The sequence below is a fragment of the Paenibacillus sp. FSL R5-0914 genome (assembly GCF_038004525.1).
Taxonomy (GTDB): Bacteria; Bacillota; Bacilli; order Paenibacillales; family Paenibacillaceae; genus Paenibacillus_AQ.
This window is the reverse complement of record NZ_JBBORH010000001.1, coordinates 70,615-95,302: the sequence shown is the minus strand read 5'-3', so window position 1 is coordinate 95,302 and position 24,688 is coordinate 70,615. Positions and strand designations below refer to the sequence as shown.

Genomic DNA, 24,688 nt, shown 5'->3' with positions numbered 1-24,688 from the left:
TAATGCTTTTTATGAATCGGGGGATGTGCTTGTATAGACTTCGACTGTGAAAAGGAGGTTTTCCATGGTAAGGGCAATTCAAAAAACATTGTATCTCATACTGGCATGCTTCATAGGACTGTTTATCGCTTCCTCCTTTTTTATCCGAGCGAAATATAATTATTTCGTATATGGGGACACGCCAGTTTTGGAGAAGCAACAGCTCAGCCTTTTTATTCTAGGGATTGTGGTGGTGCTGGCGTTAAGCGTTATTTTGTATAAAATATGCCTGAAGCTTAATCAGTGCAGTTGGAAAATCGTCATTCCAGCCACATTGCTATGTTCTTTTGCCATTCAGCTCGTGATCATTTTTCTATTTCCTCGCTTGCCGACGGATGATTCGCAGACGGTGCTTTCACTGGCACTCGATATGATGTACAGGAATGATTATTCATCTTTTGACACGACGGGTTATCTGCATATGTTCCCGTTTAATTTCTCGATTGTTGTGTACTTAAAGACGTTGCTACAGTTATTTCCGGATAATTATCTGGTAATCAAAATATTCAATATTCTATTCACACTCTTAACCTCGTTAATGATTTACCTGCTGTATAAAGAGCTCAAGGGTAAGTCTGAGGATCATGATTATGGCATTCTCGTGTTTGCCGCTACCTATATCCCTTCTTTGTTTACGAGTAATTTAATTTATAACGATGTGATCGCGACTGCCTTTTTGACAAGTGTTTTATATTTTGCTGTGAAATTTATAAAAAGAAAGTTCATAAAGGATATTGTTTTCGCAGCCATCTTCCTGGCAGTCGGCAACTATTTCCGAAGTATTGGTGTTATTTTTCTGATTGCCGTGGTAGTCAGTCTATTGTTCAACATGCGTGCGATCGGGGTAAAAAAAGCTCTGAGCGCGTTGTTTATTACGGCTTTAATGTTTAATGTTCCAGGCTGGACGCAAAATGCTGTGCTGCAGGCGATGAATGTCGTAGATGAACCGATTAATGAAAATTCCGCACCGGTCTATATGTGGCTGAATATGGGGATCAATCTGGAGACGTTTGGATTCTGGGATAACTGGCAGAGCTATACGATCTATCAGCAGGATGCCAATTATAATAAGGCAGAAAGTACGAAGCTATTTAAAGAGGAAATCAGCCATAAACTCTCCGAGGCGAGCCTAAGCGACGTAGTGAAAATGTATTATAAAAAAATCGTTTGGACCTGGACAGAAGGAACATACCAGATGGAACGATATGGACTTGGGAATGATGGATCATCCAGTAACGGTGGAAGAATGGGTTTTGTCATGGACCGTTATAGCTACACTAATGCTGCTACGGATCTATTTAAGGGGGATTCGAGCTACCGAAGCGGGCTACTGTGGTTGCTGTATGTCCTGAATTTTCTGATGTATGTTTTTATACTCGTTCGCTTAATCGGTGGAATAAGAGCCAAAAGATTTGAAGAGACCTCTTTGATTCTTGTGGTGCTGGGCTTTATCGGATTTTATCTACTATGGGAGATTAAGTCTCGATATATTTACCCGGTATATCCGCTGCTGATCGTGTTATCCTACATGGGTTTTAAAGATGTATATGATTATATGTTAAAAAGATATTTTCCACGTTGACCATGTTTGCTCGGAAAGAGGGGGTTCAAAGATGCGGATCAAGCGATATCTCACTTTGCTCATAGTAGTGCTTAGTTGTTCCATGGTGCTCATCTCCTGTGACGCCATCACCGCTCAGAAGATATCAAGTACAGATTCTGGTTCAAGGGCGAACGGGGGACAGGGCTTTAACGGTGGCCGGGGTAAAGATGGAGGGAGCTCTCCCGGCATGAATGGTGGGACAAGAAGAAACGGCAGCCAAGGTACAGATGGAGGAGTTAGCGGGCAAAGTGGGCGACAGTGAACAAATTTCATGAACTTGCCTCAAGCCTACGAAGATTAAGTGTGATAGGATAAGATTACATTTAAATTCCCCGCGGGGGTAAGAAAAGAGAAAAGGGAGCAACATGAGAATCATTATATCGCCTGCCAAGAAGATGAAGATGGATACGGATTTTATGGATTGCCGCCAGATGCCGCAATTCATAAGCGAGTCGCAGACTCTTCTGGCCTTATTACAAAAGTTGAATTATGAAGAAGCCAAATCACTATGGAAATGCAATGATGCCATCGCCACGCTGAATGTGGAACGGATTCGGGATATGGATGTAACTCGGAATCTTACACCGGCTATCTTTTCTTATGAGGGTATCCAGTACCAGTACATGGCACCTGGGGTACTTCAAATGGAGGAGCTGGAATATCTTCAGCAGCATTTACGGATATTGTCCGGATTCTATGGAATCGTCCGGCCATTTGACGGCGTTGTTCCGTACAGGCTGGAGATGCAGGCTAAGCTAAGCGGACCAAGTTTCAAGTCTATCTATGAGTTCTGGAACAGGAAGCTGGCAGATCAGCTATTTTCGGAGACTGATATCATTCTGAATCTGGCCTCTAAGGAATATAGCAAGTGCATCTCCCCGTATGTTGGCGGAAACGTTCGAATGATTAGCTGTGTATTCGGGCAAGAAATCGGCGGTAAGATCGTTGAGAGAGCGACCCTGGTCAAGATGGCCAGAGGTGAAATGGTACGCTTCATGGCTGAGCGGCAAATCACCTGTGTGGAGGATATCAAAGGCTTCGACGGGTTTGATTTCAGCTTTGCTGATGAGCTGTCGGATGAGAGTACGTATGTGTTTATTCAGAAAAAGAATGACTAGAGTAAGTAGTACTACGGGTAATCTTGGAGGTGGTTGAACAACCAGCTTCAGGGTTACCTTTATTTTTGGTCAACGAAACCAGATGGGAAATTCTAGTTTTTTAAAGGGGATAGATTGCAGTATAGAGAATAAAGTTCGGATGGAATAAGAACAGGTGAAAGAGGAGGGCTTATGATTTTTAAAAGAGATCCATTGGACAAACAGAGCTTACTTAAAGAATTGGATTCACTAGGCTATTCTGACAGAGTCAAAAAAGTAGCAATATTAGGCCGTGATCATCTTGGATCTGTCCAGTACTCCCAATTACTAGCCTCCTTGCTGGAGGATGGCGTTTATGAAGCACGTCTTGCCTTAATTGGTGCCATTGCAACACATGATGCCCCTATTATTCTGTCAGCCCTGCGGCATCCCATGGCAAGTATCAGAAATACGGCTGCGGGTCTTTTGGCAAAGGTGGCTTCAGATGCTGATATTGAACGTGAGCTCCCCCATTTATCATATGATTGCCGCCGTAAGCTACTGCACAGTATTTCACAGATTAACCGTCAGGAATTGGCGGAACGTTTATTGCCTGTGGTGTACGACCGGTGGGGAGCGGAGGAGGCAGCGATTGTACTGCAGGCCTGTTACTCGGAAACAGTTAGTAAGTGGCTTGCTGATATAGGATATGCCATAAAAGACTGGAAGAAACTAGCCAGCAGGCATCTTGACGTAGTAGCGGAATACTTTGAAACAACGCTAGAAAGCACACCACTCAGGGAAAAGGGATATGTCTGGTGGAGGTTCTCATCAGCTATGGAGATTCTATGCAATCTGAAGGCAGATCTGGTACTTGCGTGTGCGATGAATCATGGACCCGAGGGTATCATACATCCTGCGTTAAAGGAACAACTTGGCACGCTTGTACGCCAAAATCCGAATATAGTGTATCAGCTGCTGACACGAACGGAGTCGCGTAGCGATCTGATTTCTTATGGTGTGCCTGAAGGGGTACTAAAAAGAAAAAAATATTTATCCATGGAGCAATGGATTGAGATAGCGAAATTACTCGCAGATCACCCGATGCATTTAGCGAAGTTGCTGCATAATATTGCACCTTCCAACCGCCAAGTAATTTTTGATGCCGTGTATGAAGAAGATAAACGCCAAGAACGTGTTTTTCCGGAAAGATTACTTTATGTATTACCGCATGCCTTGCGTGACAAGGAAGCCACCCGGATGCTTGGCCTTCGTGAAATCAATGATGACCGGGAGAGAACAATCAGACTCACCGCTTGCCGTTCGATTCTTCATTCAAGAGCGGGGCTTGAACAAGCAACAAAGGTATCCAGTTCAGAAGAACGTTCCACGGCGCTTATGCAACTGATCAGAAGTACGGTTCTGTCGAGACAGGGTATGCATAAGACTTTGGTATTTTTGGGCCGGATTAGAAATGAGCAAGATCCTGTTCGAGGTTTTGTGTTTAAGGAGCTTTCAGAAAGTCCTGCATCTGTGTTCACCGATGCCCATGTACAAGAACTTACTATGCTTGTTGATAGTGTTATAGATGCCAGAGATACTTCATATGGTACGAAGTTTTCCGTTCAACAACTGGCATTTGCTATTCTCCGGCATAACGCACTAAATCCTCACAGTGAGTTGCTCAAGTTCTCTTTAAATACGATCCGGAAACTGGCCCAGCAGAACGGACAGCTTTCACTTCCATCGTTGGAGAAGAATTTACCACAGGGAGTAGAAGAGGTCATCTTTGATGAAATCTATACATTAGCTGTACAGGGCAACAAAAGAGAAGACTACAATCTGGTGCTTAGCCTGGCTAGCTCATTTGGTAAAAGAGGCTACGGCATTATAAAACTTCAGAATCTGTTAAAGGAAGCAACGAGAGCAAAGGCAGATTCTACAGCCATACAAGCGGTCAGACATTGGCTCTCGCCTCATACAACGCGTGATGTCAGAGTTAAGGAATTATTAGATTTGGATAAATCGTATATTACGATCCATGAAGTGTTCCAGCATCTCCATCTAAAACGTCAAGAATGGCTCGATCCTTTTATTTCAGGGGCTGTCATTAAGGGCAAGTTCCTATCAGGCAAAACGATCTATCTTGTGCCGGCCGCGGATGGATTCCACAGATGGCTGCCACGTCAGCAACAAGCTTTAAGTGCCTTATTAGAAAAAATTGCATACGATGCCAAACGTAATCTTTGGGAGCGTGCAAGAGTTATTAAGATCATGGCAAGCATGCCTGATCTCGGTTCGGATAGGTTACTTGGGCTTATGCAGGATAAGGAAGTAACTGTAGTAGAAGCTGCACTTCATGCCTTTTCACTTATGGAAGAACCGGAGAAGGCACTTCCCACTCTGCTGGAGAATCTGGATGGGGACCGGGCACGTGTAGCCATGTACTCGATACCCAGATGCATCCGCAGGGTGAATCCGGTGTTACTGGTTACCATGCTGAAAGAGCTTCTGAATCGGGATAAGCTGAAGATCACTGTCAGAAAAGAGGCCATCCGCTTACTGGGTGCTTATAGAAGCGATGACAGCATTCCGCTATTGATAAACGAGTTCGAGAAACCAAATGCACACAAGGATGTAATCATTGCCATAGGGCATGCTGCAAAACAGCTTTTAGATGATGAGCGCGCTTGGGAGATTTTAAGTGCAATGGCTGCTTCATCAGAAAGTGATATCGCAAGAAGCTTGTTATCCCAACAGCCTAATGATCTTCCGCTAGACTATAGACTTCGCTATTTAAAATTAATCATTGAAATTGGAAATCATCCGGATGGGTTTGTTGGCAAGTATGCTTTCAGTTCTATGATGTGGTGGACCAATGGAAATGAAGGCATTGTTGCAGCTGCCACCGCTCAAGCTATTATGGATTTGGAAGACAGCACCAGATGGGAATTTGCCATGAACACGCTAATACAAACCTGCCGCGATGGTAAGATCAATGAGGTTGTAATCGTCGTTTGTCAGAAATTAGCTAGTGCGGCGATAAGGGATGAATGGAATGCAACTACCAGTAGAGATTTGCCTCATCGGCAACGTCTCCTGAAACTTATCAACCAGCTAAACGCTTTGCCAACAATCACCCGGGTGCACCTTAAACCTTTGTATACGGGATTGATTGAGTGTCTAACATCGGATGAGACTTTACAGCAAGTTGTGATGAAGCTGTATATAGCAGTAATAGACTGGAATAATGTGCAGGAATCCGCCGCTTATCTGAATCAGATGGTTAACTGTATTTCAAATCAGCCGCAGCTGTTGAGCGACGCCTACAAGCAGGTTGCTTATAATTTAAAAGACAGCACAGGCTACTGGAGTCCGGAGACCTTATTGGAAATTGTAGATGTGCTAGGGTCTGAGGGGAGTTACGAATCTCAGTATATTGGACTTTCGTTGCTTGAGGTTGCCGGAAGTGCTCTACTCTGGAGTCCAGAGCCTGCAGAGCGTTTGAGGGTGTACAGAAATCACACGAATATTGCGGTTCGCTCACTTGCGCTAAATATTTGGACGGTGATAGATTAGTTTTCATAGTTTTAATAAAATATAAACACCAAAAAAGCTCAAGCTACAATTCGGCCTGAGCTTTTTTGGTGTTTATTCAATTAAGCTTCCATCTTCTGCGCCGTATATAGGCGGTGGTAAAGACCCTTTTGTGCGATAAGCTCATCATGTGAGCCGCTTTCTGCGATGCCTTTGTTAGACACATACATAATGCGGTCGCAGTTTTTTACGGTGGACAGGCGGTGCGCGATAATGAACGAGGTACGTCCTTTAAGGAGCTCATTCAGACCTTTTTGCAGCAAACGCTCAGTCTTCGCATCGATCGATGAAGTGGCTTCATCTAATATGAGAATTCTCGGATCAGCCAAAAGCGTTCTTGCGAACGAGATGAGCTGCCGCTGTCCCTGAGACAGCTTGGAGCCACGCTCGTTGACCTCCGTCATGTAGCCTTGATCGAATTCACGGATGAATTCGTCGGCGCACACGGCTTTCGCCGCAGCAATCACTTCTTCCTCGGTGGCGTCGAGTTTACCGTAACGAATATTGTCCAAGATCGTACCGGAGAAGATGAAGCTGTCCTGTAGCATAATCCCCATCTGGCTGCGCAGGGACTTCAGCGTAACCTGCGAGATATCCTGATCGTCGATAAGAATCTTACCGCTTGAAATATTATAGAAGCGCGAGATCAGATTGACGACCGTAGTTTTGCCTGCACCTGTTGGTCCCACTAGAGCGATGCTTTCTCCCGCTTTGATCTTAAAGGAGATATTCTCCAGAATATTGAGTCCTGGGTCATAGGCAAAGGTCACATCGTCGAAAGTGACATGGCCCTCTACAGGCCGCAGTGTCTTCGCATCCGGAATATCACTGACGGTAACGGGCTCATCCAGCGTCTCGAAGATACGCTCGAGATAGGCAACGGCGTTGATGAAGTTATTGTACAGGTTCGAAAGATTCAGAATCGGCTGCCAGAAGCGGGCAGCGTAGCTGCTCATCGCCAGAATGACGCCGAGGGTCATATCTTGTGGACTCAGTGTTAGTAGGCCTACAAGGAAAATCAATGATGTAACGATCGTAGACAAGTTGTCTACGGAGAACGGAATAAGTAAGTTGTAACGTTGAGCCTTCATCCATTCTGTACGGAAATTACCCGCGAGACGTGTGAAGATTCCTTCGTTGCGTTGTTCCCGGGAGAACATTTGCGTCACACCAATACCGCTGATACTTTCTTGCAAATAGGCGTTTAGGTTGGAGCTTTTATTGGATACTGCTTGCCAAGCCCGGCGTTGCCGAGTTTTGATCAGCATCATGATGACAAAGAATACTGGCAGCCCTGCAAGGATGACAAATGATAGACGCACATCAACAGCGAACATGAAGGCTGCGATAAAGAGCAAATTCACGATTTCCAGAATAAAGTTGATAATACCGTTGGATAACACATCTGAAACGGCGTTAACGTAGTTTACGACCCGGATGAGAATCTTGCCTTGCGGACGGTCGTCATAATACTTAAAGGGCAACTCTTGCAGATGCTTAAACAAATCTGTACGGATGTCAAAAATAATATCCTGCCCAACACTCGTCATGATACGTGAACGAATAGTAGCCAGATAAACGCTGACCACAATGGTCAGAAGCATCAGTCCAGCCCAGCCCAGTAGCGCAAGCTTCGCTTTTGCCGGAATGGTCACGTCGATCACATGCTGCATGATCAGTGGAGCTGATAGTGAAATGGCCGCTGAAAGTGCACTGAGGATAAATGCAACAATCATTGGCGTTTTCTTTCGTTTGATGTATACCATCGCACGCCGGAAGTGTTTTATATTAAACGGCGATTCCAGATTCTCATCGACGTCGAATTTATTCCTTGCCACTTGCGGTCACCTGCCTTCCAATACCCTCGTTCTGCAGTTTAAACACATCGTAGTAGTAGCCTCGTTTCGCTAGCAGTTCGGCGTGGGTGCCTTCCTCAACCAGCTTCCCGTTATCCAGAATGAGAATACGGTCAGCCTGCGCGGTCGTAGATACACGCTGCGCGATAATAATCTTCGTGCAAGGATAATCCAGCTCGCGTAGACTTTTCTGAATATGCTCTTCCGTCTCAAGATCGACAGCAGAGGTCGTATCATCCAGAATGAGGATCGGACGGCGAACTGCCAAAGCACGTGCTAAAGCGATACGCTGTTTTTGACCTCCAGATAAGCCGACTCCTCGTTCTCCGACAACTGTATCATAACCTTCAGGCATTTTGGTAATGAAGTCATGTGCGGCTGCGAGCTCGGCAAAGCTTATCGCATCTTCTTCCGGAAGATCAGGATCACCGTAGGCGATGTTTCCATCGATAGTATCAGAGAACAAGAGCACATCTTGGGTCGCCATGCCGATATTATCGCGCAGCTCATCGAGCTCCAGCTTTCGGACATCAACGCCGTCGACGAGTACACGTCCTTCGGCTACGTCATAGAAGCGAGGAATCAGGTTGATGATTGTTGTTTTGCCTGATCCGGTCGAGCCCATGATTGCTATGGTTTCACCAGGTTCTACGGTAAAGCTAACATCGTCAAGTACGATAGCGCTGTCATATTTGAAGCGAACATGATCGAACTCAATACGGCCTTCGTAACGGCGTTTGTCAGTAGACTTATGCTCGTTTACGATATTAGGCTTTGCGTAATAGATATCAATGATTTTGGACAAGCTCGCAAAAAAGCGCTGAATGTCGTTGATAATAATACCAATGTTGCGCATAGGGTTGGATATAGCCCAGATCAGTGAAGAGAAAGCTGTAAATTCACCGAAGGTGATCCGGCCGTTCATCAGGAACAAACCACCTGCCAGCATTAGAATGACGTTGAAGCCCTGAGCGAACGATTCCAGAAAAGGAAAGTAATCAAGCCATACAAGGGCGGCCTTTTTGTTCGCTGTAGAGTAATTGACATTCTTCTCCGTAAATTTTTGAACTTCGAACTCTTCGCGGGCAAAAGCCTTAACCACACGGTTGCCTGAAATATTCTCCTGAGTAGTCGTGTTAAGCTGGGACAGCCGCTCACGCAGGTCAATATACATAGGACGGACGCGTTTAGCGAATATGTAAGCCACGATAAAAATGGGCGGTGACAGGATTAGCATCCACAGCGTTAGCTGAGCATCTATAGTGAAAAAATAGATAACAGCAGCAATGAAGATCGTTAGCGATTCAATGATCGTTTTGAAAATCCATGCCATCGAGTGCCGAACCATGTCCAGATCCCCGGTCATCTTGGTCATGAGATCACCGGTACGGTTACGGTCGTAATATTCTCTGTCCTGTCCTTGAATCTTGTTGTACAAAAAAATACGGATATTGTACATCATGTTTTGCGAGGATCTTTCGTACTGCATGGTTGTAATATAAGCAAGTCCTGTGCGCAGTAGAGAAAATCCAATCATGCCCAGACAGAGCATAATCAATAATTGCCGTTCTTGTGTAAGATTCTGCAGCGCATTGTCACCTGCTATAAACGTATCGACAATGCGCTGACTGATGTAAGGGTTTACAATCGTAAGACTTGAACCCACTACTGAGAGGCAGAGCGCTAGAATGTACCGTGTCCGGTTGCCCTCTAAGTTCTGCCATAGCCATTTCAGTTCGAACATCTGATCACCTGTTTCTGATTGTTCTTGTTCTTTCACTCTTGCCTGAAAAGAGTGAATAAAACAAAGTGATTATAACATTATCAATTGACTAAGTATCGTTTACGGTAAAATTTCCTTGTTACATTATTGTTACAAAAAAATGAACTTATTAATGATGTGAATTTATCCTTGAGTAATGAGGGTTTGCCATTCGGGCTTGGGCGTTCTAATTATGATAAACTGAAACAATGTAAAGTGATTAGGCTTGGTTTGGATAGAGACAGGAGGATGGAAAATGAGCTTTGTTGCTGTCAAAAATGAGTACAAGCGTTACAAAATGGGTGAAAGTGTGATTGTTGCCAACGACGGAATTGATTTTGAGATAAATAAAGGTGAGTTTGCAGTGATTGTCGGCCCCAGCGGTGCGGGTAAATCGACGGTGCTTAATATTCTTGGCGGGATGGATTCTGCTGACGAAGGCCAGGTCATTGTGGACGGTACGGACATTGCCAAGTTCAGTGCCAAGGAGTTGACGGGCTACCGCCGCAATGACGTGGGTTTTGTGTTCCAGTTCTATAACTTAGTGCCGAATCTTACCACACTGGAGAATGTTGAGCTTGCTTCTCAGATTTCCCCGCGTGCACTAGATGCGCGTAAGGTGCTGGAGGATGTGGGATTAGGTGCACGGCTGGATAATTTTCCGGCTCAGCTGTCTGGTGGCGAGCAGCAACGTGTCGCTATCGCCAGAGCGCTAGCTAAACAGCCGAAGCTGCTCCTCTGCGATGAGCCAACAGGTGCGCTAGATTACAATACTGGTAAGCAAGTGCTTAAGCTGCTTCAGGATACCTGCCGTAACACAGGCACTACGGTCATCGTAATCACGCATAATTTGGCGATTGCGCCAATGGCAGACCGGGTTATTGAGATTAATAATGCTAAGGTACGGAAGATGGTAACCAATCCTTCGCCAGTATCCGTTGAAGATATCGAATGGTAAGGAGAAGGCATCTATGAAAAAGCGTGCGTTATGGAAAGATATTTTTCGTGAAATTAGGCACACTAAGGCCCGATTTATTTCGATTTTTGCAATCATTATGCTGGGCGTTAGTTTCTTTTCTGGCATCAAGTCAGCCGGTCCAGATATGCTGGATACAGCCGGAACCTTTTATCAAGAGACGAGACTAATGGATCTGAAGGTGCAGACCAACTATGGTCTGACCGAAGATAACATAGATCTGCTGAGCGATGTACCGGGGATCGATGAAGTCCAGCCGGGTTACAGCGCAGATGTGTTCAGCGGCGATAATGCTTTGATACTCAAAGTCCATTCTTACAATTCAGATAAACCTCTTAACCAGTACAGTGTGATTGAAGGACGTCTTCCAGAGGATTCCGGAGAAATCGTATTGGATGACAAGCTGGCTGGAAAGTATGCGCTGGGCGACAAAATAACGTTCAGCGGAGCTGGAACGGATGCGGAGTTGTCGAACAACTTTGAAACATTGAATTATACTGTTGTGGGCTTTGTGCGAAGTCCTCAATTTATAGAGAAGAGTACCCGGGGCACCAGCGGAATTGGTAAAGGGACGGCGGATGCATTCGCAGCGATCCTAAAGTCAGATTTTAAGCTCCCGGTCTATACGGAAGCCTATCTATCCTTCAAGGATACAACCGGAGTGAAGGCTTATTCACCAGAGTATGAGGGATTGATCGAACAGCATACCAAGTCAGTAGAGCAGGCGATGTCCAGTGTGCCGGAAGCTCGGCTTGCGGAGATGCGCGTGGAAGGCGAGAAAGAGCTGTCCAGTGGACGAGGCAAGGTGGCCGCCGCCGAGAAGCAGCTCGCCGATTTAAAGCGCCAGCCAGAAGTGGTGCAGCAGGGACAAGCTGCAAACATGAAAGCCATTGCTGATGGGCTGGTCTCTGCCAAGGCGGAACTGGCTGCAGGGGAGCAAAAGCTTGCAGAACTAGGGCTCCCGAAGGTCTATGTCACTGACCGCAGTGCCAATCCGGGATATGCCGAATATAAAGACAACGCTGATCGATTATCGGCAATTGCGAGTGCTTTCCCGGTATTCTTTTTCCTGATTGCTGCGCTGGTCAGCTTGACGACTATGACTCGAATGGTCGAGGAGCATCGTTTGCAGATCGGGACACTTAAAGCGCTTGGGTATGGCAACCGTGACATTATGGCCAAATTCTTGGTTTATGGTACACTTGCCAGCTTGACGGCTTCGGTTGCGGGACTTGCGCTCGGTTTTACCATGTTTCCAACCATTATCTATAATGCGTACAGTTCGCTTTATAATCTGCCGAAGCTTATCAAAAGCTTCTATCCGTCGTATTCCATCATTTCCATTATAGTGGCGCTTATCTGCACTACATTGACGGCTTGGATTGCCGCACGTGTAGAGCTGCGTAGCAATGCTTCTGTGTTAATGCGTCCGAAGGCGCCAAAGAGCGGGCAGCGGATTCTACTGGAGAGAGTTACGTTTGTATGGAAACGGCTGAGCTTTGTTCAGAAAGTTACCGCACGGAATTTATTCCGCTACAAGCAGCGGATGTTCATGACTGTGTTCGGCGTGGCCGGCTGTACGGCGCTGATTCTGACCGGGTTTGGTCTTAAAGACTCGATCGGCAGCATTGCCCCTCAGCAGTTCGGCACGATTATGAAATATGATGCACTTGTAGCGCTGCATGAAGATGCGTCTGCTGATGCGCGGGATGCCTACGAGCAATTGATCACTGGCGAGTCCACTATAACTGGATCACTAAGTGTGGCACAGGAAACGATGAAAGCGCACAGCAGTGGTGTAAATGATCAGGATGTGCATATGTTCATCCCTGCATCTGTTGATGCGATATCCGATTATGTGGAGCTGCGGGATCGAGTGAGTGGAGAAAAACGCACGCTTTCGGACGAGGGCGCTATAATCTCGGAGAAGCTGGCTAAATTATACGGGCTTGAGCCCGGCGACCAGTTGAATGTGGTGGACAAGGATAACGAGACATTCAAGATTAAGGTCATAGGGATTACAGAGAACTATGTAATGCACTATGTTTATATGACACCTGCGTATTATTCTTCCGTATTTGGACAAGAACCGGTGTTCAACACAGAGCTGCTGAAGTATACCACGCACGATAAAGCATGGGAGGACAAGTTCGGCGAGAAGCTAACGGACAATGAGGGGGTGGCCGCGGTCAGCTTTTCCAGCAACGTAGGTACTGCCTTTGATGACACCATGAAGAGTATGGATGTTGTAACCTTGGTACTCATTGTATCGGCTGCTGCATTAGCTTTTGTCGTCCTCTACAATTTGACCAATATTAATGTCTCTGAGCGGATCAGGGAACTATCAACCATCAAGGTATTGGGATTTTATGATAAGGAAGTAACGTTGTATATTTACCGCGAGAATATGCTGCTAAGCCTACTTGGCATTGTAGCCGGATCGGGTCTTGGCATTATATTGCACAGCTTCGTCTTGAATACAGCTGAGCTGGATGCGACGATGTTCGCGCCGATTATTAAGTGGCCAAGCTATGTGTATGCCGCACTCTTAACACTGCTATTCTCAGGGATAGTCATGGCTTTCATGCATATTAAGCTCAAACGGATTCATATGATTGAGGCGTTGAAGTCGGTAGAATAAGCGGAGCTTCCACACCAAAAACAAAAGTTGATCCTACTTAAACACAAAGGACCGCTTCGAACAGCCATTGTTATGGCTACTCGAAGCGGTCTCTTTTGCTTTGAGAGGCGATGGAATATTTTAACGTGAGTCGATCGATAACTTCATATGCAAGATAGGAAAAGGATTGCCCTGTTCATCCAGTGCAGAACGCTCATAAACTTGAAAACCCATATGCTCATAGAAACCTAAGGCCTGCGGATTTTGTTCATTTACATCAACGTAGCGTACGTTCAGTGTCTGTATAGCATAAGCAACGAGCGATTTACCAATTCCTTTTCCCATTGCAGCAGGTTCTACGAATAGCATTTCAATCTTGTTATCCTGAATCCCTATGAATCCAAGCGATTGGTCATGGTCATCTATAAAAGCAAGCAGATGACTTATATGCTCCATCCCTTGTATAACCAGTGGCCGCAACGCATCAATGTCCTGTTCAGACAGGAATAGATGTGTATGCCGCACAGATAATTCCCAAATATTCAGTAGACGGTATAAACATTCTTCATTTCTAGCGGTAATTGGTTGTATCGAGTCCATGTCTTCCCTCGCATTTCCACTTAATTTGAAGAAGATGAAGCTGCAGCCGCAGCTGACGCAGCCGCAGCAAGAGCAGCCTGCTGTGCGATCACAATATTAGTGATGCTGGTGGAAAGCATCGAGCTTACAATGCCGCTTTGCACATCCTCTACATATTTGAAGGCTACCAGCGCAGCTGACAGCAGTAGCAATTCCTGCTTTACAATGGACCAGCTGCCAAAGCCTTTTTTGGTACGCAGTAATTCGAAGGTCTCTGAGACTTCCGTAACCATGTCCTTATTGTTGGAGGAGAGCAAAGTTAGCACGCCCAGCGAAGAAAGGGTATATTCCTTATCTAACCGGATGCCATGTGCACGGAACGCATCTCGTAATGCCAGTACACGATCCGCTGCTTCTGAAGCTTCTTTTCCAAGAACCAGTACCTGTGTTAGAGCTTGCACACTGTTCCCCGACATAAATTCAGGCTTTAGTGTAGTGTAAAGCTGCTCCATCCGGTCGATGCCGCTGTCCACGTCGATATCGGAAAGGCCGAGCATGGCAGAGAAGATATAATCATCATGTCCGGTAAGGAAACGGTGCTTCGCTTTCATACTATCGTAAAACATCTTTGCGCGTTCTACCGTACGCTGATACTGATCTGTTGTCGTATTAGCGGCGATTTGATAAGCGGCAACGACGAGATAATCAGAGGCTCTAAATTTGACGTCCTTCAATAAGTCATACACGGTCAGTGTGTTTGCAAGCTGTTGTTCCTTGTCAGCAGAAAGAGAGAGCATAGTAGCAATACTGATTGCCGAATTCCCCCTAAACGAAGAAAACATTCCGGTATTTTCTTTAATAAGCTCGTGGCTCGCACGAATCGCATCCTCATCTGCACTTTTATTCTCTGCTGTGTACAGTAACCCCGCCAAACGGCTAACCATTGCATTATGCCAAGGAAAAGCCTTTTTGATCCTCTGCGCGTTCTCTGCGAACAATTCAACCCTTGCAGCATACTGCTCATTCATTGGATACACCCCTCAGTTATCTATAATTCATAATATTACGAAAATTTTCTGAGTTGGATTCATTTGTTTGGGGTGTTTATTGTTTTTAGATCGTAACCAGCTCTTTAGCATACCGTTTGCCTGACGAAAGAAGGCTGTCGCTCAGTTCAGGGTCATTTACAGTCCTTGCAAGAACTAGAGAGCCAACCATGGTGCTGAACAGTGCGCTACCTTTGGAGGGTTCAATTCCCGCCAGATCGGAGATAAAAGCAGTCATCCGCTCCAGTTCCTGGGTGAATACTTGCCGAACTTCTTCGGAAGAATGAGATATCTCGGCAGAAAGGGCAGGGATAATACAGCCCATCTCCGTTTTGTCGCGGTGATACGGACTTAAATAATAGTCAATGACCGCATTGATTTTGGGGTTCTGCTCTTCCTGGTCCGCGACCTTCTGCAAAAGTGCGATGGTATCGCTGATGGCATACCGGCAGGCTTCGGCGACGAGTTGTTCTTTGTTGTCAAAATGTGAATAAAACCCGCCGTGAGTCAATCCGGCTCCCTTCATAATGAATGGAACACTTACATCATGAATGCCATGGGTGCGAAAAGCCTGGGCAGCACTTTCAACAATCGTATTCCGTACTTTTATTTTATGGCCTTTGGGATAGGGCATCATAATCACTCCATAGCTTCATAATTCTACTTTTAAAATATTATATGCATCATAATAAAGCCTGTCAATTTAACGATTCTGAGCACTGTCTGCTTATGAAAGGATAAACACGGTTGTTGACGGTTTTAAAATATGATGGTAATAATATATTACGATCATCATATTTTAAAATAGCAGGTACAGGAGGTATCAGGAGATGGGGAATCTTGAGTTCGTAGAAACGTTGGTCATTGGATCAGGTCCGGGTGGGTATGTGGCGGCGCTGCGATCTTCACAACTTGGAATGAGAACGGCGATTGTTGAACGTAATCAGCTAGGTGGGGTCTGCACTAATGTTGGGTGTATTCCCTCCAAAGCATTAATTGCTGAATCCCATCGTTACGAGTTGCTTAGACCGTTCAGTTCTGCGGATGCGGCAGTGTCATTTAAGAATGCTCAGGATTTCAAGCAAGGAATTGTGAATAAGCAGGCAGGTGGAGTTGGCTATTTATTAAAGACTGCAGGTGTGAGCATTTTGGAAGGGGAGGCCAGATTGGTCGATGAGCATACCGCTATTATCAGTCAGTCCGGACAAGAGCAAAGCATTTCTTTTAAAAATGCCATCTTAGCCACAGGATCACGTCCGATTGAGCTGCAAGCCTTTCCAGTTGGCGGACGTGTTTTGTCTTCGACAGAAGCTCTGTCGCTCCGTGAAGTTCCAACTAGCCTAGTAGTTATTGGCGGTGGATATATAGGCGTTGAGCTGGGGCAAATGTATGCCAAATTTGGAACAACGGTAACGATTCTGGAGGGAGGAGATCAAGTGCTGCCTGGATTTGAGGCGGAGCTTGTGAGCCCTGTTGGAAGGCAGTTGAAAGCTGATGGGATTAAGATGATTACCGGAGCGACAGCTGTGAACGTAGTGCAGAGTGCAGACGCCATTACACTGCATTATTTGAAAAATCAGGAGCAGCTGCATGTGACAGCGGAATATGTGTTAGTCACTGTCGGCAGAAAACCAAATACAGACGGTGATTTAGGGCTGGACCGTATAGGTTTGCCAGTGACGAGCAGGGGTTTCATTGAGACAGATGAACAGTGCAGAACGGCTATCCCGAATATTTTTGCAATTGGGGATATTACGTCGGGTCCAGCCCTTGCTCACAAAGCGTCCTATGAAGCTAAAATTGCGGCAGAAGCCATTGCCGGTCTTTCCTCCGAGGTTGATTATAGAGCCATTCCGCTTGTTGTTTTTTCTGATCCAGAGCTGGCCAGTGTTGGCTTAAGTGAAACAGAAGCAAAGGCAAAAGGCATCCCGCTGGTTATTGGCAAATCTTCTTTTGGGATTAACGGAAGAGCATTGGCCTTGAGGGAAACGGAAGGGTTCGTCAAAATTGTAGCGGACCCGACCTCGGGAATCGTTATGGGTGCCCAAATTGTTGGAGTAGAAGCATCTACACTAGTGTCGGAGCTTGCCCTTGCTATTGAGATGGGAGCAACTGTAGAGGATTTGGCGATGACCATTCACCCTCATCCCACATTGGGAGAAGTGATTATGGAAGCTGCCGAAAATACGGCTAAAAAAATGGTAAGGGGAGAGAGTGGGAAATGAAGATAAAAGCAGGTTTATATATTGGAATTGCGATTGCGTTAATCGTTGGAGGTTCGCTACTTGCTATAAAAGGAAAGGATGCTGTCAGTCAAGCTGAGAGCAGGAAACAAGGGATTCTTGATGCAGAGCAAAAGACTATATTTTATCAGAACAGTCCAGGGTCAATTGTAGAGGTCAGTGTGGCTGTAGGTGATTCTATAAAACAGGGAGAGGTATTGTTCAAGGTTAAATCCGCTGAAGAAGGAGAAACAGATGTACTCGCGCCGGAGGACGGATCGGTCAACAGGATTGTTGTGAAGCCGGGAGATCAAATACAGCTAGGAATGCCAATGGCGGTTTTGCAAAAAAACAACTTTTATACAGACCTTTACATACAGGAGAGCGAAATCCAAAAGTTAAAGGTGAATCAAAGTATCGACGTTCATTTTCCGTATTTGGACCATAAAGCCGAGGTGACGGGTGTGGTTACTTCCATCGCAGCCGCCCCTCAATTTACGAGCTTACGCATGTCACGTGAAAAAGGGCAAGCCGATTTAAGCATGTTTCTTGTCCGTATAGCTATGGATGCGAATGCTGATTTGCTTCCGGGGATGACAGCGGAGGTGAAGCTCGATGAAATCACTGATTGACGAGTGGAAGTACGTGGCGGGCAGTAAGTATTTACGCCTGATTTTTATTGGTCCGCTTATCGCGGCTATATTTTTTGGCTTGATGTTCTCGAAGAATCAAATCAGCGAATCGCATGTTGTAGTCATTGATGAGGATCACAGCTCGTATTCACGACAGCTGATCTCTAAAATAAATGCTTCTCCATATATGAAGGTAACTAATGTGTATGCCAGCCCCTTAGATCCAGAAACATTATTGGCAAATGAGCAGGCTGTCGCGGTCATCACCCTTCCCAAAGCGTTAGGGCTGCATCAGCAGCAGGGGATATCAACGAATCTCGGCTTCTTAATGGATAACACCATGCCATCAGGTCTAACCGGCATCCGAACTGCGATTCAGGAAGTCATCCAGACGGAAAATATGACTCTTTCTATGACCCGTCTCCTCCAAAAGGGGATGGATGCCGAAACCTCTAAAGGACTTGCTTCTCCGTTGTCCCTGCAGCAGCGGATGTTGTTTAATCCGACCACAAGTTATGTGAGCTTTATGGTCATTGGATTTGTGAATATTGTGGTGCTGATGATTACAACAAGCGCAGCAGGTTCAATTGCCCCTCGCTTGCGGCAGGGGGGGAAACTTTTTGCAAACGGGAAGTCTCCTTGGCAGATTTGGGTTCGTAGTGTACCTTACGCTGTTTTATCAACGATCTCGCTGCTCCTGTGTTATGGCTTATTAAAGCAGGTAGGGGGAATGCGCTTTGAAGCAGAGCCTTATCTTTTTATTATTCCGCTGTTTGTGTATGCCTTTGCTCTGTCACTTATGGGCCTGTTGATTGGTTATACTGCCAAAGACGTATCCAAAGTTAATTTACGAACTAATTTCGTATTGTATCCGTCGTTTCTTGCCACTGGAATCCAATTGAGCCCATTAGCGTTTCCGGAGTTTTTTCAAATTTCCGCTTGGGCATTGCCGATGAACTGGCTTAATCGCCTTATACGCGGGATGGCTTTTCGGGATGTGGCGTTAACAGCCTACAGCCAGGAGCTGGGAGCACTGCTGATCATTATTGGTGTTGTGTCCTTATTCATCGGATTGCTGGTGCTCAGGGAGGCGAACAAACCCGAGGTTCAGCTCTCGAAATCAGTCCCAGCTTCAGTAATCTAATCTACTCTAGTCGTGCAAAACGTTGTTCTGTTTTATTAAGATGCTTCACCCGTTCTTCTAAGCTGCGATCTGACATCCCGGCATAATTATACCAACGGAGGTTCTTCCGTATTCCCATTTTGCGGAAGGTCCCTCTGAACAGAATTTTGGTGATGGGGTTGCCAAAAATCCAGCGATAAAAGAAGTCGGGCGTGTTCATTACGGTCAGCAGTGACACTCCTTTAAGATTCGTGAGCAAGCATTTGAAGGGCCTTCCAGGTTTAATTTCCTCGTAGACAATACCTTTTGCGAATACCTTATCAAGAAAGCCTTTGGTGAGAGCGGGCATGGCCTCCCACCAAATGGGGAATAGGAAGACGATATGATCTGCTGCCAAAAGCCGTTGCTGATAATTGGCGACTAGGGGGTCGGTGGTTTTCTTTTGTCGCCAAGCAGCAAGTTCTTCGCGCGACATGACTGGATCAAATCCATCGGCATGCAGATCGATAAGATCAATCGTATGACCTTTGGTGGTAAGACCTCGCATTACGGAGGCTAATAAGGCTGCGGAATAGCTTCGCTGATGTGGGATATTCCCGGACGCTGATGCTCCGTAGGGATGATCAAAAATAACTAAGACATTCATATAAATACCTTCTCTTCGTTTTATTGTTTCCTAGAAATTAAATATTAACCATGGAAACAATAATACGTTTTAAGTTTCCTTATTGTCAATATTATTTCTGGGAAACTTTATTTATGAGCTGTGTCTTGTTAAAATGAGCATAAGATGAATTTACGAGGAGACTTAACAGTGACGCATTCTTTCGAGAACTTACCTAATAAGGATATTATGATAAAAAAATTGATAGATATGATTCCCCAATTACAAAAGCGATTTCAATCGGAGGATGATGAAGAGAAGGCGTGGCTGATTCAGAACTGTAGTAATCCCCTTATCATTGATTTCCTCCAAGACTCCACAGTCATGATGCTGCATGTAATCGATGCAATTGGACAGCTTGAGCCGGTGAATGGCACTACCATTTCGAAGCATTTCGGAATTCCGAAAGGTAGCGTGTCCAAAATCACTAGAAAATTAGTTCTGCAGCAAATTATTCGCACGGAGTTTCTCCCCGATAATAAAAAAGAAGTGCTGTTTCTTACAACACCTCTTGGAAAAGAAATATTCGATTTGCATCAAGCACTACATAAAGAGATGAATAAAGGGATAAATCGGTTTCTACAGAGATATAACACAGATGAATTGTTATTTCTGATCCAAGCGTTCGAGGATACTTTAGAAGCATCATGGGTTCATCCGGAATCGGTTGCTGAAGAAGAACGATTAAATGCTGGAGAATCTCATGAGGCAATGGAAACCGATGAAATGAGTCAAATCGTAGACATGCTTAACCAACTTGATACACGCAATCTTAAGAAAGCTAAGGCCATTCTTCAAGATGTGTTTTTTACCACTTTTGAGTAGCTTTATAATTTCTGATAGTGGCTTATTTTCTTTTCAGCTTTCCAAATTTGCTCTAAAAGCATGGCCAGTATAGTGCCGACAAGCAGACCATTACTGCAAATATATCGAAGTGTGGAAGGAAGACTCTGAAATACCGCTGGAGGCAAAAACATAAGTCCAATGCTTACCAACAACGTTATTCCTAGTATCGTTAATCGGCGATGATCAAGCTGTTCCTGTAGCAAGGATTGGAATGCAATCCCTACGATTTGTACAAAAGTAGCTAGAAGTGCTGCACTGGCTACAGGAGCTGGAAGTAACGCTAGCACATTGACAACGGATGGCATAAGGGCGATAACGGTTAGTAACATACAGGCCATAAGAAATGGCCCAATTCGCTTTTGCCCTGTTAATTTCATAAAGCCCGCCGAGGCTGGCAATGGAACAACTCCTATCGTTGAGAATAGGGCGGCTAGTATATGAGAGATCCCTCCCGTCCAAATCCCTCGACTTAATGCTGTTTTTTCATCTTTCGGTAAAACCGGAACTACTTGTTTTACAGCGGAAATAGACGAAATTGTATTGGATACTAACAAAAACGTAAACAACAGTGAGGTAATCACGATCCCTAGATCGAATTGAGGTACTCCCCAAGCAAAAATATGAGGGAACTTCAAGACGGGAGTTGAATCTGTAAATGTTGGCTCCACTTTCCCGAATGCTGCAAATAATGCCGAACCTAAGCCGATTCCAATCAGTACGGCGTAACTACTAATCCATCCTCTTCCTTTAATAGAGAGAAAAATAACAAGTCCAAAAATAAAAAAGGATATGAGTGCTGCCATAACATCTGGTTCGGCGCTTGTTCCCTGTAACCCAAGCATGCCCTTGACTAATACACCGCTTAATTGCAAGGCGAGAATGAATAAAAATGAACCCGAAACTAAGGGTGTAAATAAAAATTGAAGCCTATAAACTAGCCCTGTAGTTCCTAATACGAAGAGAACAAGCCCGGCTACGATTAATCCTCCTTCTAGAATTTGTAATGCATACATTTGATCTTGCCCTTGAATTAAGGCTAAGTTGCCTAATATGACAAAGATACTTACCCATGATCCCGCAGGACCATCTGCAATAGGGTATTTATGTCCTAACCATCCCTGAATAAATGAACTGATTCCTACAACGAAAAATGTCCGCTGCATTAAGGTTGAAATTTGTTCAAACGACAATTGAAAAATACCTCCAATGACAATGGGCAGAGCGACTGCATTGGCTAGCAAAAAAATGAACCATTGTACAGTGCTGAGACTATCGGTAACACGTTTGTTCTCCATATCAACTCACCTTTACTATTGTTAACTATACAATCTATAAGGAAAATGAAAGCCACCTTTCGATGTGAAATCGTTAAAAGGTGGCTGGCTCGCTTCTTAATCTATTACCATTTGCGATATGGCAAAAACTTTCCGTTCATCGTCAGAATGATGCGGTCACCGTTTGGATCTTCTTGCTTTTGTACGTCGAATTGGAAATCGATCGCGCTCATGATACCTTCGCCAAGCTTCTCCAAAACAAGTTCTCTAATCGTTGGACCGTATACAAGCAGCATTTCGTATAGGCGATACAGTCCTGGATCTGTAGGCGGCATATCGATGACATCGCCACGGTGTGGGATTTGTGTGAGTGCTTGAACAACTTGTTCGTCGAGTTCAAGCAATTTCCCCATTTTATCTGCTTCATTACGCGTCATTGTCGCTTGGCCCAACAGTGCAGTTACAACCCAGCTTTCTGAATGCTCGCTTTCCTTTGCGATTTCGCCCCAAGTTAATCCTTTTGCAAATTTAGCGTCCAATATCTGTTGTGTCGCTTCTTTTCTATTCATTTTCATTGCTCCCTTTAGTTTAGTATAATGAGTATCGCTTAGTGCTTGTCGTGGCCTGTTAATTGTTCATATCCATTTACAATCAGATCGAGTTTACCAGTGTCTGGTGCTATCACCAGACCATGAACAGCTACCTCTTTCGGAATGAGCGGATGATTTCGCACCAGATCTATGTTTCCTTTAATCGAATCTACGACATTCGTAAAGCCGAACAACCATTTATGAAGATCGATACCTGCATATTCAAGTGAAGAAAGAATTTCTGGTGTCGCGACTCCGCGATCCATTATTTTTTGAAGTGTTCCTTCAGGGTTACTTTGACTCATGCCACAATTGTGGTGACCGATGATATAAATTTCTTCCGCATTCAGTTCGTAGACAGCCGTTACGATGCTGCGCATGATGCTTCCAAATGCATGGGTAATCGTTCCACCTGCTGTTTTGATGACTTTGGCATCCCCATTGTGTATATTTAGGGCTTTAGGCAGCAGCTCAATCAGTCGCGCATCCATACACGTTACGACAATCATGCGTTTTTTAGGGAATTTCGTTCCCTCATAAGGTAGATACTCCTTGTCTTCTACGAACTGATCGTTATACTCCAAAATTTCTTGTAATAGCATTCTTGGGCCTCCTTTGAAGTGTTTTAGTTATCACTGTTTCAATGGCTACTAACTAGTGAATCAGGATATAACTAAGTATAGATATTCATGCTTAAATGCTGAATAAGTTGGCGAAACGCTATATATCCATTTGCTTTCATGACGAAAGGATTGATTTTTATTTTTGATCATATCGATTTTGCGATACTAGCATTACTAAAAGAAAACTCCAGAATTCAGTGGAAGGACATCGGCCAAAAGATACATATGACCGGCCAAGCGGTCGGAAATCGCATTAGGCGTTTAGAAGATTTAGGGGTTATCGAACAATATACGATCGTTACTAATAAAGCAAAGCTAGGTCTTTCTATCACGGCCTTTATTACATTTTTTGTGGAATCAACCAATCATCCTTTATTCCAGAAGTTCGTGATGGAGGAGGAAGCTATTTCCGAAGTGCATCGAATTAGCGGAGAAGGATGTTATGTGTTAACTGGACATTTTGCTACGAATGAGGAGCTTGAGGCATTTCTGGCACAACTTTTGAAGCATGGCAATTATCGAGTGAGTCTATCCATTGGAAAAATAAAATCATAATTCATACAAAAAAGAGGGGCGTAGGCCCCTCTTTTCTTTTTCCAATTTATAATTTTTGATAATGATTTAAGAGATTGTCAACTTTATTCTGAATCATTTGTTTCAAGGCATCAGGCTTCACCGCTCTAACATACTGACCATAACGCATGAAATAATTAGCTAGAAATTCTTCTTCGCCTGGATTATAGAATCCCTTAATGACGGTTATCGGTCCAGCTTCTATTTCCATAGAGGGATAATGCTCTTTATAAAAAATATCTTTGGCTTGCTCTGCAATCTCAACTTCAAAGTGAATACTGTTCTCGGATTGATAAAATTCTAAGGAACGACTAAGAAGTTCTTCTATAGAATAACGAGCTTTGCTCTCCTCTTCTTCAATGAAGGTTATTCGATCGCATCTAAACACTCTATATGTATTCGTATTTAACTCTATTCCAGTAGCATACCATTGACCAAACTTCGCGGAAATTCTGAAGAATTGTACAGGGTAGCTTTTAGTCTGGTTATTTTTTGTGTATTCAATGTTACAGGCACATTCATTTAGAATACTTGCCAGGATTTTATCTAAAAAACGACTGACATGCTTATGCTGATACATTTCGAATTGTAGAACTTTTTTCATTTTATGAATCTGGTTGATTTGTGTACTCGATAGACAGTGCTCGAACTTTTCGTTTAGCTTATTAACACTTAAATGAAAAGGTGTAGATTGATAAGATTCTAGCGTCAGCATAGCAAAGTACAGTGCATAGACTTCATCTATCGTGAAAATAATAGGGGATAACAATCTATTTTTCAAAATACCATAACGTCCGTGTCTTCCATGTTCCGCGAAAATAGGCATACCCAATTGTTCTAATGAAGTAACATCACGTAGCGCTGTGCTTTTTGAAATATTGTATTTCTCCATAAGGTCACTTAGATTGAAAAACTCTCGCCCGTTTAAGTATCTCATCATGTCATTTAATCGTTCTGATTTCTTCATATAAAAAACTCCTTATTAAG

General features: G+C 44.4%; 21 protein-coding genes. 11 read left to right on the top strand and 10 right to left on the bottom strand.

Annotated elements, in window-relative coordinates; genetic code table 11:
* Positions 1-64: 64 nt before the first annotated feature.
* The 4 genes from MKX60_RS00375 to MKX60_RS00360 all read left to right on the top strand — a co-directional run bounded on the left by MKX60_RS00375 (position 65) and on the right by MKX60_RS00360 (position 6,297).
* A complete protein-coding gene (locus MKX60_RS00375; RefSeq protein ID WP_341058818.1) occupies positions 65-1,621 on the top strand; it encodes a glycosyltransferase family 39 protein in 1,557 nt (518 codons plus the stop codon).
* 31 nt (positions 1,622-1,652) lie between these two features.
* Complete coding sequence (locus MKX60_RS00370) at positions 1,653-1,904, top strand: hypothetical protein (RefSeq protein ID WP_076286118.1); 252 nt, start codon at positions 1,653-1,655, stop codon at positions 1,902-1,904.
* 103 nt (positions 1,905-2,007) lie between these two features.
* Complete coding sequence (gene yaaA / locus MKX60_RS00365) at positions 2,008-2,760, top strand: peroxide stress protein YaaA (protein ID WP_341058815.1); 753 nt, start codon at positions 2,008-2,010, stop codon at positions 2,758-2,760.
* A 171-nt stretch (positions 2,761-2,931) separates the two neighbouring features.
* On the top strand, positions 2,932-6,297 hold the full coding sequence (locus MKX60_RS00360) for a HEAT repeat domain-containing protein (protein ID WP_341058813.1): 3,366 nt from the start codon (positions 2,932-2,934) through the stop codon (positions 6,295-6,297).
* Between the two features lie 80 nt (positions 6,298-6,377).
* Here MKX60_RS00360 and MKX60_RS00355 read toward each other — a convergent pair whose 3' ends face one another.
* Together MKX60_RS00355 and MKX60_RS00350 are read right to left on the bottom strand one after the other, a co-directional pair.
* Positions 6,378-8,153 (bottom strand): ABC transporter ATP-binding protein, encoded by a 1,776-nt coding sequence (locus tag MKX60_RS00355; protein WP_042184891.1) that lies wholly within the window; start codon positions 8,151-8,153, stop codon positions 6,378-6,380.
* Entirely contained in the window at positions 8,140-9,915 is a 1,776-nt protein-coding gene (locus MKX60_RS00350) for an ABC transporter ATP-binding protein (RefSeq protein WP_339268748.1), read from the bottom strand. Before MKX60_RS00350 ends, MKX60_RS00355 begins: the two co-directional genes overlap by 14 nt.
* Positions 9,916-10,189: 274 nt before the next feature.
* Between MKX60_RS00350 and MKX60_RS00345 the strand changes: the two genes are divergently transcribed.
* The gene (locus MKX60_RS00345; protein WP_042184895.1) at positions 10,190-10,891 is read left to right on the top strand and encodes an ABC transporter ATP-binding protein; all 702 of its coding nucleotides are present in this window, start codon (positions 10,190-10,192) and stop codon (positions 10,889-10,891) included.
* 13 nt (positions 10,892-10,904) lie between these two features.
* A complete protein-coding gene (locus tag MKX60_RS00340) occupies positions 10,905-13,550 on the top strand; it encodes an FtsX-like permease family protein (protein ID WP_341058812.1) in 2,646 nt (881 codons plus the stop codon).
* Between the two features lie 120 nt (positions 13,551-13,670).
* Here MKX60_RS00340 and MKX60_RS00335 read toward each other — a convergent pair whose 3' ends face one another.
* From MKX60_RS00335 to MKX60_RS00325, 3 genes are all read right to left on the bottom strand, one after another.
* Complete coding sequence (locus MKX60_RS00335) at positions 13,671-14,129, bottom strand: GNAT family N-acetyltransferase (protein WP_076286124.1); 459 nt, start codon at positions 14,127-14,129, stop codon at positions 13,671-13,673.
* 20 nt (positions 14,130-14,149) lie between these two features.
* Positions 14,150-15,136, bottom strand: a complete 987-nt coding sequence (locus MKX60_RS00330) for a DUF4003 family protein (protein WP_341058811.1) — start codon at positions 15,134-15,136, stop codon at positions 14,150-14,152.
* 85 nt (positions 15,137-15,221) lie between these two features.
* Positions 15,222-15,788: a TetR/AcrR family transcriptional regulator gene (locus tag MKX60_RS00325; RefSeq protein WP_076286126.1), complete on the bottom strand. Its 567-nt coding sequence runs from the start codon at positions 15,786-15,788 to the stop codon at positions 15,222-15,224.
* Positions 15,789-15,984: 196 nt separating this feature from the next.
* Between MKX60_RS00325 and lpdA the strand changes: the two genes are divergently transcribed.
* The 3 genes from lpdA to MKX60_RS00310 are packed head-to-tail and all read left to right on the top strand — an operon-like array spanning position 15,985 to position 19,152.
* Entirely contained in the window at positions 15,985-17,379 is a 1,395-nt protein-coding gene (gene lpdA / locus MKX60_RS00320) for a dihydrolipoyl dehydrogenase (RefSeq protein ID WP_341058809.1), read from the top strand.
* Positions 17,376-18,008 (top strand): HlyD family efflux transporter periplasmic adaptor subunit, encoded by a 633-nt coding sequence (locus MKX60_RS00315; protein ID WP_341058808.1) that lies wholly within the window; start codon positions 17,376-17,378, stop codon positions 18,006-18,008. Before lpdA ends, MKX60_RS00315 begins: the two co-directional genes overlap by 4 nt.
* On the top strand, positions 17,992-19,152 hold the full coding sequence (locus MKX60_RS00310) for an ABC transporter permease (protein WP_341058806.1): 1,161 nt from the start codon (positions 17,992-17,994) through the stop codon (positions 19,150-19,152). Before MKX60_RS00315 ends, MKX60_RS00310 begins: the two co-directional genes overlap by 17 nt.
* A 1-nt stretch (position 19,153) precedes the next feature.
* Here the strand turns inward: MKX60_RS00310 and MKX60_RS00305 are convergent, their stop codons facing one another.
* Positions 19,154-19,777, bottom strand: coding sequence for an NAD(P)H-dependent oxidoreductase (locus MKX60_RS00305; RefSeq protein ID WP_341058805.1), 624 nt, complete (start codon positions 19,775-19,777; stop codon positions 19,154-19,156).
* A gap of 168 nt (positions 19,778-19,945) precedes the next feature.
* On the opposite strand from MKX60_RS00305, the gene MKX60_RS00300 reads away from it, so the two are divergent.
* Positions 19,946-20,620, top strand: coding sequence for a MarR family transcriptional regulator (locus tag MKX60_RS00300; RefSeq protein ID WP_341058804.1), 675 nt, complete (start codon positions 19,946-19,948; stop codon positions 20,618-20,620).
* A 2-nt stretch (positions 20,621-20,622) separates the two neighbouring features.
* Here the strand turns inward: MKX60_RS00300 and MKX60_RS00295 are convergent, their stop codons facing one another.
* The 3 genes from MKX60_RS00295 to MKX60_RS00285 all read right to left on the bottom strand — a co-directional run bounded on the left by MKX60_RS00295 (position 20,623) and on the right by MKX60_RS00285 (position 23,107).
* Positions 20,623-21,936 carry a purine/pyrimidine permease gene (locus tag MKX60_RS00295; RefSeq protein WP_341058802.1) on the bottom strand — a complete coding sequence of 438 codons (1,314 nt, stop codon included), beginning with the start codon at positions 21,934-21,936 and terminating at the stop codon, positions 20,623-20,625.
* Positions 21,937-22,040: 104 nt separating this feature from the next.
* Positions 22,041-22,484 (bottom strand): cyanase, encoded by a 444-nt coding sequence (cynS, locus tag MKX60_RS00290; protein ID WP_283910234.1) that lies wholly within the window; start codon positions 22,482-22,484, stop codon positions 22,041-22,043.
* Positions 22,485-22,522: 38 nt separating this feature from the next.
* Positions 22,523-23,107 (bottom strand): beta-class carbonic anhydrase, encoded by a 585-nt coding sequence (locus MKX60_RS00285; RefSeq protein ID WP_076300290.1) that lies wholly within the window; start codon positions 23,105-23,107, stop codon positions 22,523-22,525.
* 138 nt (positions 23,108-23,245) lie between these two features.
* Between MKX60_RS00285 and MKX60_RS00280 the strand changes: the two genes are divergently transcribed.
* Entirely contained in the window at positions 23,246-23,683 is a 438-nt protein-coding gene (locus tag MKX60_RS00280) for an Lrp/AsnC family transcriptional regulator (RefSeq protein ID WP_076300291.1), read from the top strand.
* A gap of 46 nt (positions 23,684-23,729) precedes the next feature.
* Here MKX60_RS00280 and MKX60_RS00275 read toward each other — a convergent pair whose 3' ends face one another.
* Entirely contained in the window at positions 23,730-24,668 is a 939-nt protein-coding gene (locus tag MKX60_RS00275; RefSeq protein WP_341058801.1) for a helix-turn-helix transcriptional regulator, read from the bottom strand.
* Between the last annotated feature and the right edge of the window lie 20 nt (positions 24,669-24,688).